The sequence below is a fragment of the Streptomyces sp. NPDC030820 genome (assembly GCF_055572075.1).
Window position 1 is genome coordinate 398,116 of the sequence record NZ_JBVIEB010000002.1, and the last position, 12,784, is coordinate 410,899.

The following is a 12,784-nucleotide window of genomic DNA, read 5'->3' on the forward strand; positions in this document are numbered from 1 at the left end:
TGGTAGGCACAGCGGTCGTACGCAAAGGCGTGGTCTGGGTGGCCGGCCGGGATCGCGGCAGGCTGGGGGCCGTATCCGGTCGGAAGGCGACCGGGCACGGAACATCTGCTAGGAGAACCCCGGCATGAGCACTGTTGCTGCGTACGCCGCCCCCGCCGCGAAGGCTCCGCTGGAGCGGACCACCATCGAGCGGCGCGCGGTCGGCGAGTTCGACGTCCTGATCGACATCAAGTTCGCCGGTATCTGCCACTCCGACATCCACCAGGCTCGCGAGGGCTGGGGCGAGGCCATCTTCCCGATGGTCCCCGGCCATGAGATCGCGGGTGTGGTCTCCGAAGTCGGCCCCGGTGTGACGAAGTTCGCCGTCGGCGACCGGGTGGGCGTCGGCTGCATGGTCGACTCCTGCCGTGAGTGCGAGAACTGTCTGAAGGGTCTGGAGCAGTTCTGCCTCAAGGGCATGGTCGGCACGTACAACGCCGTCGGCAGGGACGGCGAGCCCACCTACGGCGGCTATTCCGAGAAGATCGTCGTCGACGAGAACTACGTCGTGCGCATCCCCGACGGCCTGTCGCTGGACGTGGCGGCCCCGCTGCTCTGCGCCGGCATCACCACCTACTCGCCGCTCAGGCACTGGAACGCGGGCCCCGGCAAGAAGGTCGCCGTGGTCGGCCTCGGCGGTCTGGGCCACATGGCCGTCAAGATCGCGCACGCGATGGGCGCCGAGGTGACCGTCCTGTCGCAGTCCCTGCGCAAGAAGGACGACGGCCTGAAGCTGGGCGCCGACCATTACCACGCCACCAGCGACCCGAAGACCTTCGAGGAGCTGGCCGGCACCTTCGACCTGATCGTCTCCACCGTCTCGGCACCGATGGACTTCGGCGCGCTGCTGTCGCTGCTGAAGGTGGACGGCGCGCTGGTCAACGTGGGCGCGCCCGAGGAGCCCATCGCCCTGAACCTGTTCTCGGTGATCGGCGGCCGCAAGACCCTCGCGGGGTCGATGATCGGCGGCATCGCCGAGACCCAGGAGATGCTGGACTTCTGCGCCGAGCACCGCATCGGCGCGGAGATCGAGCTGATCAGCGCGGAGCAGGTCAACGAGGCGTACGAGCGGGTGCTGTCGAGCGACGTCCGCTACCGCTTCGTGATCGACATGGCGACCATCTGACGGGCGGCCCGCTCGGGGAGCTTCGTCGCCGGGGGCCGGGGTCGGTGCTGGCCCGGCTGCCTGTCGTCGGGTCGGGTCGTCGGGTTGGCTGCCTGTCGTCGGGGCGGCTGCCTGTCGTCGGGGCGGCTGCCCGTCGTCGGGGCGGCTGCGCGTCGTCGGGTCGGCTGTCCGGGGCGGCTGCCCGTCGTCGGGCGCGGGGTCGTCGTGGTTCCTCGCGCCCACGCGGCGGAGCCGCATGTCGACACAGCCCCGCGCCCGCCCCGCGCCCGCCCCTTCCGGGCGGGCGTCTTCGGCCGGGCCCTAGGCGATCGAGAACCCTTCCCCCGCGCGGTAGGCCCGCACGAGCACCCCGCCGTCCCCGCCCGGCCGTACGACATGGGCGCGCCCCAGCCCCGCCACCCGGACCTCGCCATCCGCCACGTGGAGCAGTGTGCTCTCGTCCACGGCGACCCCGTACGGCACCGCACCCCGCCCGACCAGCGCGATCAGCCGCGGGAGCGTCCCCCACCGCGCGGCGTGGACGTCCACCGCGAACGGCACCAGCCCGAGCCCCGCCCGCACCTCGACCTCCGCCAGGTCCTCCCCGGTCTCCTCCGGGCACACCGGCACCCCGTCCGCCAGCCACCCGCCGACCACGGCCCGCCGGGCGGCGACCGCGGCACCGGCGGAGAACCCGGCGTACGGCATCCCGCGCCCGGCGAGCAGCGCCGGCAGCCGTTCCAGGCAGTCCCCGAGCGCCTCCTGGTACGCGGGCGTCAGCCCACCGCACACCAGCAGCCCGTCGACCCCCTCCAGCGCCGCCTCCGGCTCGAACCGGCCGCCGAGCGGCACGAGCAACGGCACGGGCGCGCCCGCTCCCGCCTTCCGCAGCACCTCGGCATACCGCTCGAACTGCGCCGCCCCGTCGCCCTCGTCGACGATCAGACACCCGATACGCCGGCCTGCGCCGACCGCACGGACGAACGGCTCGTACACCTCGGCGGTGTCCCACCCACCACCGATCAGAAACGTGCTCACCGGTTTCCTCCCCCTCGCTCTGCACCTTGCGTGGCTTCCGTGACCTCGCGAACGGTGAATGTACGGGGGAGGGCCCGCCCCCGTCGCCGGAATTAAACGGCCTGCTTTCGTACGGCAGGGATTGCAGGTGCAGATCCCGCTCGGGGTCCCACTGCACGCGGGCGGGCAGTCCTCGCTGGTACACCCCCGTGTGCACCGTCCGGCCCGCTTCGAAAAGAGTTCGGTTTCTCGCGACGGACGCCGCCTGCCTCCTCGTAGAGCAGACGAAGGCACCACCCGTACCGCTACGCACCACCACCCTTGGTCCGACTCGCGCACCTACGAGGTACCTGTGGCTTTCCTCTCGACACTCCGTCTTCACCGCCACCCGCGGTCGCGGGGGCGTCTCGCCGTCGTGTTGCTGGCACTCATCGCCGGAACCCTGCCGAGTGTGTCCGCCGACGCCGCCACCCCGCCCTCCGGATCGGTCAGCGACACTGCGCCCACGACCACGTGGAGCGCCGGTCCCTTCGCCGTCCCGAACGTCTCCGGCACTGCCGGGACGGTGAGCTGCGGGAATGGGCAACCCTGCGACGACTACACCCTGAAGGTGTCAGTGCCCGTGGGCTACGACGCCGGTCACAGCCTGCGCGTCGACGTCAAGTGGCCGGACCCCGCCGCCGACTTCGACCTGTACGTCCTCGACGCGGACGGCCGCGAGGTGGCCGCCTCCGCCTCTTCCAGCGACCCGGAGACCGTGCTGCTTCCGGCGGTGACGGCGTCGTACACCGTGCGCGTGGTGCCGTACGCCCCGCTCGGCGACAGCTTCACCGGCACCGCGAGCCTGGTCGCCGCCCCGGCCGCTCCGCCGCCGAGTACGGCGACCCCGCCGACGTACGCGAACTCCTCGGCGCCCGACAGCATCAAGGACGCGCACAACGCCGGCGAACCCTCGATCGGCGTCGACCGCGCGACCGGTGCCGCGATGTTCCAGGCGTACACCTCGACGCTGAAGGTCACCTACGACGGCGCCGGCGCCGCCACCTGGCAGGACAAGAGCGCCGACGCGGCCAACGGCTGTCCCCAGGGCAGCACCACCAGCCTCGACCCGATCCTGTTCACCGACCCGGCGACCCACCGCACCTTCGAGTCGCAGCTCGCCGGCAAGACCGCTCTGACCTGCTACACCGACGACGACGGCCAGACGTGGACGCCGACAGGCGGCTCGGGCATCAACTCCGGTGTGGACCACCAGACCATCGGTGGCGGCCCCTTCGCCACGGGCGCGCCGGGCGCCGTCACGGCGTACCCCAACGCCGTCTACTACTGCTCCCAGGACATCGCCGATGCCTCCTGCGCGGTCAGCCGGGACGGCGGTCTGACGTACGGGCCCGCCGTTCCGATGTACTCGCTGCTGGACTGCGGCGGCCTGCACGGGCATGTGAAGGTCGCCCCGGACGGCACGGTGTACGTGCCCAACAAGGGCTGCGGCGGCAACCAGGCCGTGGCCGTCTCCGAGGACAACGGGCTCACGTGGACCGTCCGCAAGAACCCGTCCAGTACCCCTGGTGACTCCGACCCGAGCGTGGGCATCGGGGCCGGCGGGACCGTCTACATGGGCTACCAGAACAGCGACGGCACCGCGCGAATCGCCGTCAGCCACGACAAGGGCAGGACGTGGCTGTACGACCAGAACGTGGGCGCGTCCCTCGGCATCAAGAACATCGTCTTCCCCGCCGTGACCGCGGGCGACGACGACCGCGCCGCCTTCACCTTCCTGGGCACCACCACCGGGGGCAACTACCAGGACACGGCCACCTTCAAGGGCGTCTGGCACCTGTACGTGGCCACCACCTACGACGGCGGCCAGTCCTGGGTCACCGTCGACGCCACCCCCGCCGACCCGGTACAGAAGGGGTCCATCTGCACGGGCGGCACCACCTGCGGCGAGGACCGCAACCTCCTGGACTTCATCGACGTCACCCTCGACGCCCAGGGCCGCGTGCTCTCTGCCTACGCGGACGGCTGCACCGGCACATGTGCCACCGGCGGCGCGCAGAACTACGACGCACTGGCTTCCATCGCCCGCCAGTCCTCGGGCAACACGCTGTACGGCGCGTACGACGCAGTGGTCGCCGGCAAGCACAGGAAGACCAAGGGAGGCCGTTAGGTGAATCCGTTCGCCCCGGCTGCCGTGCTGATCGGCGCCGTCCTCGGTCTGGCGGCCATCACCGGATGCTCGCCCGCCACCAGGAACGCCGGGCCCCTGCGCGCGACACCGTACGCCGCCGCCTCCGCGCCCGGCGGCTGCCCCACCGCCGCCTCACTGCCGCTTCCCAAGGACTTCCCGGCGGATCTGCCGGTGCCCGAGGGCGCGGTCGTGACCTCGGTGGAGCACCGCACCGGCGGCCGGCTGATCGTCGCCACGGTCGTACGGGGCGGCTTCGACGCCACCCTGGCCTTTCTGCACAAGCAGCTCCCCAAGGCCGGATTCACTGCGAAGGACGGTGAGGTGGAGAAGGACGACGCCGAGTCGAACTTCTCCTCCGCGACCGTCCGAGGCCGCTGGACGCTGCGGAAGATGCCCGACTGCGAGGGAGGGGTCTACGTGACGTACCTGACGTCCGCGGTCTCCTGAACTTGGCCCGGCCGAGGCCTCTTCCCGGCCGGTAGAACCGCGAGTGGCCACCTTTCGCGGCGAGCGGCACCGCGTGTGACGCCGGCCGAAGGGTGGCCACTCGGAGTGGAAGACCGCTCGTGAACAGGTGTCGTGAACAGGTGTACCGCGGGCCTGACTGGCCGGCCTGTTCAGGCGCGGGACGACTTCGATGGCGCCATGACTCGAAGCCGATCTTCAGAAGAGCGGCCCGCCGGCCGCCGCCGTGGGACAGTCGGCCCACCCCGCCAGGCCGAACGTCACTGGTCGCCGGAGCGGCGCGGTGTTGTCATGGGTAGGGAGACGGGTGTGGACGAGCGGCCGGGGAGGCCGGGGCTCCGCCCCTTCGCGATGTGGAGGAGGCCGATGCCATGCTGCAGCGCCGCACGGTCAGTGACGTGATGACCGAGGAGGTCATCACCCTCCGCCCCGACACACCGTTCCACGAGATCGCCGCCTTGCTGGACGCCAACGACATTGCCGCGGCCCCGGTCATCGACGACGAGGGCGCTCCCATCGGCGTCGTGTCCGCGTCCGACGTGCTGCGGCACGAGACCGGCATGCCCGACCCGCAGGGCCGGGACGGGAATGACGAGCACGCATGGGGCAAGGCTCGGGCCCGGACCGCGGGCGCGCTCATGAGCAGCCCCGTCTTCACGGCCCGTGCTGACTGGACGATCCCCCGGGCCGCGCGGGAACTCCGCAGGCGGCACGTCAAGCAGTTGCCGGTGGTCGGCGACCACGGGCTCCTGACCGGCATCGTCAGTCGCAGCGACCTCCTGGACGTCTTCATCCGCTCCGACGCCGAGATCCGCGGCGAGGTCGAGCGGGACGTCCTGGGGCGCATCCTCGGTCTGGAAAAGGGCACCGTCGCCGTCGAGGTCCGGGACGGCGCCGTCACCCTGCGGGGTCACGTCCCGGAACCGCGTCTCGTCGCGGTGGTCGTGGGCCTGTGCCAGGGCGTCGACGGCGTCGTTGCCGTGGACGCCCAGCTTGCGGCCGTCTCGGCGGGCCAATCCCTGTCCGCCGGCAGATCCGGGAAATCAAGCCGTACCGCCTGATCTCCCGGAAGCGAGTCACTCACTCTTCGGCGAAGTTCGCGACACCGATCGGACAGGACACGCCGGTCCCGCCGAGCCTGTGCTGCCATGTGACCGATGGGTCGGAGCCGGCTGTCGGGTGGACCGGCCCGTCATCCGCGTAGGTGGGCAAGAAGTTCGTCTTCCACGGGATAGGGGCGTTCTTGGGGCAGCAGCTGGGCGGCGGAGTCCAGATCGCCGCTGTTGACCAGTGCGTGGATCTCGTGGGCGAGTGGGGTCACGTCGCGGATGGCGACTGTCCACTCGTCCGCATAGCGTCGTGCGGCCTCACCGCAGAGGCCGAGTTGCAGGGACCGGTACGGCAGGGGTTGCAGGTTCAGATCCCGCTCGGGGTCCCACTGCACGCGCGCGGGCGCGCGCTTCAACTGACGCTGCCAGGTGGCGCGGTCGGGATGGATCTCGCGGGTGTAGCTCGACAGACAGGCGTGTCGCAGCGCCCACTCGAAGCCGGCACGGCTGATCTCGACCGCGAGAACGGTCTCCTGCCCCTCCTTGGCGCCCCAGCCGCATCGGTACATCATCCATAGAAACGACGGCTTGATCCACGTCATCCTGTCGCGTTTCCACGCGGCGGGGAAACGGCCCTCCTGGACGGCGGGCAGGCCGATTTCCGGGGCGTACGCCTGGTAGACGGTGATCGTGGAGTCCGTGTGGGCCGCACGGATCTCGCGTTGCGGTTGTGCCATGGCGTACAGCGTGGAGTCAGCCGGTACAGGCGGCCACTGATTTTCGACCAGACGCGCTCCGGTGAGCCCGAGGACGGGGACTCCACCAGTCATGCGGGCGGCAGAAGCTGCTCCGTCCAGACGGTCTTGCCGTCGTGGGTGTAGCGGGTACCCCACCGCTCTGTGAGCTGCGCGACCAGGAAGAGCCCGCGTCCGCCCTCGTCCGTGCTGAGGGCCCGCCGGAGGTGGGGGGATGTGTGGCTGGTGTCGGACACTTCGCAGATCAGGCAGTGCGTACGGATGAGGCGCAGGGTGACGGGACCGGCTGCGTACCGGTAGGTGTTGGTGACGAGCTCGCTGGCGACCAGCTCGGTGGTGAAGACCAGTTCGGCCAGCCCCCATTCGGTCAGTTTCGACGTGGTCAGCTCTCTGGCACGGGCGGCGGCGGTCGCCTCCAGGGGAAGCTGCCATGAGGCGACATCCTGTGGCCGCAGCACCCGGGTGCGGCCGATGAGCAGCGCGATGTCGTCGGTGGGGAGGTGGTCCTTGGGCAGCAGCGCTTCGACCACGGCGTGGCAGGTGTGGTCCAGAGGTTCGGTGGCGTGGGCGAGACATGTGCGCAGGTCTTCCAGCGCGGCGTCTATGTCGCCGTTGCGTGCCTCCAGGAGGCCGTTGGTGTAGAGCGTGAGCAAGCTGCCCTCGGGGAGGTCGAGATCGTACGTTTCGAAAGGCAGTCCGCCCAGGCCCAGTGGTGGCCCCGCGGGCAGATCGAGCACGGTCACTTCGCCGTCCGGGGTGGACACCATCGGCGCCGGGTGGCCGGCGCGTGCCAGGGAACAGTGCTGGGAGACCGGATCGTAGACCGCGTAGAGGCAGGTGGCCCCGAGCGTCTGCTCAATCGCCGACTGGTTGCCATCAGCGTTCGCCTCCAGCTCGGTGGCCAGCAGACTGACCAGATCGTCCAGCCGCGCCACCACCTCGTCCGGTTCCAGGTCGAGGCTGGCCAGGGTGCGCGCGGCGGCGCGTAGACGGCCCATCGAGGCCGCCGCGTGGATCCCGTGGCCGACCACGTCTCCGACAACGAGGGCGACCCGGGCCCCTGACAACGGGATCACGTCGAACCAGTCACCGCCGATGCCCGGTTCACCGCTGGCCGGGAGGTACTGGCAAGCCACCTCCACGGCCGGCAGGTCGGACGCCGTGCTCGGCAGCAGACTGCGCTGAAGAGTCAGAGCGGCGCTCTGCTGCTGGGTGAAGCGGCGCGCGTTGTCGATGCAGACGGCCGCACGCGAGGAAAGCTCCTGGGCCACCGCAGCATCATCATCCTCGAAAGGCTGCGAATTGCGCGACCGCCACAGGCTCACCAGGCCCAGTACGAGGCCGCGCGCAACCAGGGGCACCGCGATCAGCGAATGAACGCCGAGCCCCAAGGCGATCTCGACCCGCCGCCGGTCCATGGCGTACCACTCGGGGCGGAGGGACAGCAGCCCTTCGAGAATCGGGCGACGCTCGGCCAGGCACCGCGCCTGCGGAGATTCCGGAAGCAGCGGAACCACGTCGCCTTCCTGGAACGGGACGCGTTGTTCCGGTGGTGAGAGTGCGGCCCGGAGCAGTGGACCTGCCGTACCGGGAACTGGTTCGTCACCAAGTGTCACGGGCTTGAGGAGGTCCACCGAGCAGTAGTCGGCCAGGCCGTGGACGGCCACCTCGGCCAGTTCCCGAGCAGTCTGAGTCACGTCCAGCGAGGTTCCGATCCGGGCGCTCGCCTCGTTCAGCAGGGCGAGCCTGCGTTGCGCCCGGTGGCGGTCGGTCACGTCCTCGATCGTCTCGGCCACGCCGAGAACCCGGCCCGAGGGGTCCTCCATCCGGAACGCCGAGACGGACACGATCCGTTCCCGACCTGGATTGTGGCGTGCCCGAGCGGACTGCTCTGTGAAGATCAACGGCTCGCCGGTCTCCAGAACATGCCGCACCCGTTCCTCTGCCGGACCGGCGTCCTCGTCGACCATGAATTCGCGGGGGTGGCGGCCCACCGGCGCGGAGGCCGGGACGCCGCTCGCCTTCTCGACCGCACGGTTGACCCGGATCACTCTCCTGTCCGGGCCGTGGATGACCAGACCGATCGGGGACCGGTGGTACAGGCCGTCCAGCAGCGCGCGGTCCCGCCGCCAGGCGATGACCTCCGCGGCAGGAGCACCGACCAGGAGCCACTCCTGACTGCCCCCCTCCCGGTTGATCGCGCGGGCACGGAATCCCATCTCCATACGGCGCCCGTCGCGGTGCCGGACGGGCAGGACGCCGAACCAGCCCCCTGCCTTCAAGGCGTCTACGACCACGGAGCGCGCGACCGGCAGGTCACGGGCGTCGACGAGGAGGTCCTGCCACGCCCGTCCGATCACTTCCTCGGCCGGATAGCCCAGCAACTCCTGTGCGCGTGGGCTCCAGCCGACCACGGTGCCTTGATCGTCAAGCACAGCCGAGGCCCCACGCCCGAGGGCGAATGGATCCTCAGGACTCTCGCTGAAATGCATCGACGATGTCCCCATAGCCACCACCTTGCCTCCGTGCCTCCGATGTTCCTCCCCGTGGTCTCCGTCCGCGACTCTCACGTTCCTCTCGGCCCGGAGCTTCGGCAGGAGTGCCATGGCCAGTCGAGCCGGACGCAAGCTGGTTCGGCTACTTCTCCGAAACCTCCGGCGCCGACGCGATGCCCGTCGGGCACGACGCGCCCCAGTTCGTCTCGAACGGGGTACTTAGCTTGACCCCCGTCCCGCCGAGCCCGCAGTAGCCCGCCGGGTTCTTGTCCAGGTATTGCTGGTGGTACGCCTCGGCCGGGTAGAAGGGGCGGCCGGTGGCAGGGAGGATCTCTGTGGTGATGGTGCCGTGGCCGGAGGAGGTCAGGAGCTTCTGGTACGCGGTGCGGGAGGCCTCGGCGGTGGTGGTCTGGGCCGGGGTGTGGGTGTAGATCGCCGAGCGGTACTGCGTGCCGACGTCCTTGCCCTGGCGGAAGCCCTGGGTGGGGTCGTGGGACTCCCAGAAGGTCTTCAGGAGGCGGTCGTAGGTGATCAGCGTGGGGTCGTAGACCACACGTACCACCTCCGTGTGGCCGGTCAGGCCCGAGCAGACCTCCTCGTAGGTGGGGTTCTCCGTGTGGCCGCCCTGGTAGCCGACCAGCGTGGTGTACACGCCCGCCGGGAGCTGCCAGAACCTGCGCTCGGCACCCCAGAAGCAGCCCAGGCCGAAGTCGGCGACCTGCAGGCCCTCGGGGTAGGGACCGAGGAGGGGAGTACCGAGGACGGTGTGCCGCTCGGGCACCTCGTACGCGAGTGACGGGCGGCCCTTGAGTGCCTGCTCGGGCGTGGGCAGCCGAGGAGTGCGGCCGAAGAGCATGCGGTCTCCCTGTCGGTGTGGAGAGGGCGCCGGCCTCATGGGGCCGGCCGCCCGTAGAACGTCCGGCAGGGTGGGCGAATTCCGGTCGGTCCGGTCTCGTCAGGCCTGCGCCGCCGTCTGTGTCACCGACCGTGCCACCGCGTTCCGGACCGTGCAGGAGGGGCCTCAGAAACAGGACATGGTGCAGCACGGGACCGACGCGGACGCCTGTCGGCGTGTGTGGTGCGTGCGGGTGGTGCGTGCGTGGTGTGGGGGAAGCCGGAGTATGCCCTACCGCAGGTCAGGAGGGGCAATGCGGATACGGAGCCGGCGGTTTAGCCGGGCAGGGTGGCCGGGCTGCCGCCGTTGGCCTCGTATCCGGCCACCGCCAGGGCGCGGTAGAGGGCGAACTCGGCGGCCGGGTCGGCGGACAGCGTCCAGGGCAGCGCGCCGATGTGCCCGTCGACGTGTATCAGCTGGTGCATGGCCTCCTGCCAGCGCTCGGCGCGGACCAGGAAGAAGATCAGCAGATGGCGGACGTGCGCGAGCATCGGGTCGTCGGGGCGGGCCGAGTGCACTGCGTGCAGGGCGCCGTGCATCGCCTTGGTGACGACCTCGCTCTGGTAGAAGCCCGCCACCAGGTTCACCTCGGGGAGGTGCTCGAAGACCGCGAACAGGGGCAGCGCGGCGAGCAGCGAGCCCTGCGGTGCGCGGGCCGCGGCGGCCTCGGCGAAGGAGTAGGCCTGCTCGCGCGAGCCGTGCCACTTCTCGCACCAGTAGTGCAGCGCCGCCAGATGCGCGCCCATATGGTTCGGGGCGCGGTCGAGGATCTTCAGCCACAGCTGGTCGAACTCGGCCTGCGGATAGGCGAGTCCGCGTGCGATGGACAGCTCGACGATGTACGGCACCGGGTCCCCGGGGGCCAGCAGGGCCGCCTGCGCGCACGCGTCCCGGGCCTCCTCCATGATGATCCGGAAGTCGTCCGTGCCCGGCGTCGAGGTCCGCCAGGCCTGCTGCACCAGGAACTCCGCGTAGACGGCGGCGCAGCCCGCGTCCTTGGGCTGCTCGGCCCGCCACACCCGCAGCCACTGGCCACCCGGCGTCTCATGCACCCCGCCGGGCCGCTGCTGCAGCTCCAGCGCGGCCGCGCCCGCGAAGGCCTGGACGCGCTGCCAGCGCAGCTCACCCTCGGTCTCGGTGCCGGCCAGCAGCTGGGAGGCCGCGCGATAGTCCTGCGTGCGCTGCACCAGTTCCAGGACGTCCAGCAGGTCCTGGTCCGGGCCGGGCATGCGCAGGTCCAGCTCCTCCTGGCGCACGAAGCCGTAGGCCGCCGGGTCGGCGGCGTCCGGGTGTCCCGGGGGAACCTGCTCGATCACGCCGCGCCTGCGCCGCATGACCGACAGCAGCACGAAGCTCAGCATGAGCAGGGCCATGAGCAGCCAGAGAATCGACATGCCTCAAGCGAACCAGACGCCGCCGACAATTGGCCAACCCCGCCGCCAGGCTGTGGAAAACTCCGGTCCCTGCCCCGTGCCCGGCGGGCGTCAGCATCCGGCCGGGCGCACTACGCTCGGTGCACATGAGCGACAGGCACATCAGTCAGCACTTCGAGACCCTCGCGATCCACGCGGGCAACACCGCGGATCCCCTCACCGGCGCGGTCGTCCCGCCGATCTACCAGGTCTCGACCTACAAGCAGGACGGCGTCGGCGGGCTGCGCGGCGGCTACGAGTACAGCCGCAGCGCCAACCCCACCCGCACCGCCCTGGAGGAGAACCTCGCCGCGCTGGAGGGCGGCCGTCGCGGTCTCGCCTTCGCGTCCGGCCTGGCGGCCGAGGACACCCTGCTGCGCACGCTGCTCAGCCCCGGCGACCACGTGGTGATCCCGAACGACGCCTACGGCGGCACCTTCCGCCTCTTCGCCAAGGTGGTCACCCGCTGGGGCGTGGAGTGGTCCGTCGCCGACACCAGCGACCCGGCCGCCGTACGGGCCGCGATCACCCCGAAGACCAAGGCCGTCTGGGTGGAGACCCCCTCCAACCCGCTGCTCGGCATCACCGACATCGCCGCCGTCGCCTCCGTCGCGCACGACGCGGGCGCGAAGCTCGTGGTCGACAACACCTTCGCCACGCCCTACCTCCAGCAGCCGCTGTCGCTGGGCGCGGACGTCGTCGTCCACTCCCTGACCAAGTACATGGGCGGCCACTCGGACGTGGTCGGCGGCGCGCTGATCGTCTCCGACCAGGGCCTCGGCGAGGAGCTGGCCTACCACCAGAACGCGATGGGGGCCGTCGCCGGCCCCTTCGACTCCTGGCTGGTGCTGCGCGGCACCAAGACCCTCGCGGTGCGCATGGACCGGCACAGCGAGAACGCCGCGAAGATCGCCGACATGCTGACCCGGCACCCGCGCGTGACCAGCGTGCTCTACCCGGGCCTGCCCGAGCACCCCGGTCACGAGGTCGCCGCGAAGCAGATGAAGACGTTCGGCGGCATGGTGTCCTTCCGCGTCGAGGGCGGCGAGGAGGCCGCGGTCGAGGTGTGCAACCGGGCCAAGGTGTTCACGCTCGGTGAGTCGCTCGGCGGCGTCGAGTCGCTGATCGAGCACCCCGGCCGGATGACGCACGCCTCCGTGGTCGGCTCCGCGCTGGAGGTCCCCGGCGACCTGGTACGCCTGTCCGTGGGCATCGAAAACGTCGACGACCTGCTGGCGGACCTTCAGCAGGCGCTGGGCTGACGGAATCCGGCGCCCTGAGGTGGGGCCGGGTCAAGGGACTCGGTGACTTTCCGAGGGGCGCGGGGCCGTGCCGATGTGCGGCTCCGCTGCGGGCGCGAA

General features: G+C 70.7%; 10 protein-coding genes. 5 read left to right on the plus strand and 5 right to left on the minus strand.

The window, feature by feature from the left end; all coding sequences use genetic code 11:
- Positions 1-124: 124 nt before the first annotated feature.
- Entirely contained in the window at positions 125-1,165 is a 1,041-nt protein-coding gene (locus ACZ418_RS06420; protein ID WP_468357777.1) for an NAD(P)-dependent alcohol dehydrogenase, read from the plus strand.
- A gap of 300 nt (positions 1,166-1,465) precedes the next feature.
- Here the strand turns inward: ACZ418_RS06420 and ACZ418_RS06425 are convergent, their stop codons facing one another.
- Positions 1,466-2,182 (minus strand): type 1 glutamine amidotransferase family protein, encoded by a 717-nt coding sequence (locus ACZ418_RS06425; protein ID WP_468357780.1) that lies wholly within the window; start codon positions 2,180-2,182, stop codon positions 1,466-1,468.
- Positions 2,183-2,612: 430 nt separating this feature from the next.
- Between ACZ418_RS06425 and ACZ418_RS06430 the strand changes: the two genes are divergently transcribed.
- From ACZ418_RS06430 to ACZ418_RS06440, 3 genes are all read left to right on the plus strand, one after another.
- The gene (locus tag ACZ418_RS06430; protein ID WP_468357783.1) at positions 2,613-4,331 is read left to right on the plus strand and encodes a hypothetical protein; all 1,719 of its coding nucleotides are present in this window, start codon (positions 2,613-2,615) and stop codon (positions 4,329-4,331) included.
- Positions 4,332-4,799, plus strand: a complete 468-nt coding sequence (locus ACZ418_RS06435) for a hypothetical protein (protein ID WP_468357786.1) — start codon at positions 4,332-4,334, stop codon at positions 4,797-4,799.
- A gap of 389 nt (positions 4,800-5,188) precedes the next feature.
- Positions 5,189-5,878, plus strand: a complete 690-nt coding sequence (locus tag ACZ418_RS06440) for a CBS domain-containing protein (RefSeq protein ID WP_468357789.1) — start codon at positions 5,189-5,191, stop codon at positions 5,876-5,878.
- 131 nt (positions 5,879-6,009) lie between these two features.
- Here the strand turns inward: ACZ418_RS06440 and ACZ418_RS06445 are convergent, their stop codons facing one another.
- The 4 genes from ACZ418_RS06445 to ACZ418_RS06460 form a co-directional block, all read right to left on the minus strand.
- On the minus strand, positions 6,010-6,603 hold the full coding sequence (locus tag ACZ418_RS06445) for a DUF4291 domain-containing protein (protein WP_468357792.1): 594 nt from the start codon (positions 6,601-6,603) through the stop codon (positions 6,010-6,012).
- 89 nt (positions 6,604-6,692) lie between these two features.
- On the minus strand, positions 6,693-9,128 hold the full coding sequence (locus tag ACZ418_RS06450) for a SpoIIE family protein phosphatase (protein ID WP_468357795.1): 2,436 nt from the start codon (positions 9,126-9,128) through the stop codon (positions 6,693-6,695).
- Between the two features lie 130 nt (positions 9,129-9,258).
- Positions 9,259-9,972, minus strand: coding sequence for a peptide-methionine (S)-S-oxide reductase MsrA (gene msrA / locus ACZ418_RS06455; RefSeq protein ID WP_468357798.1), 714 nt, complete (start codon positions 9,970-9,972; stop codon positions 9,259-9,261).
- 314 nt (positions 9,973-10,286) lie between these two features.
- Positions 10,287-11,405 carry a hypothetical protein gene (locus ACZ418_RS06460; RefSeq protein ID WP_468357801.1) on the minus strand — a complete coding sequence of 373 codons (1,119 nt, stop codon included), beginning with the start codon at positions 11,403-11,405 and terminating at the stop codon, positions 10,287-10,289.
- 125 nt (positions 11,406-11,530) lie between these two features.
- On the opposite strand from ACZ418_RS06460, the gene ACZ418_RS06465 reads away from it, so the two are divergent.
- On the plus strand, positions 11,531-12,685 hold the full coding sequence (locus tag ACZ418_RS06465) for a cystathionine gamma-synthase (RefSeq protein ID WP_468357804.1): 1,155 nt from the start codon (positions 11,531-11,533) through the stop codon (positions 12,683-12,685).
- Positions 12,686-12,784 lie beyond the last annotated feature (99 nt).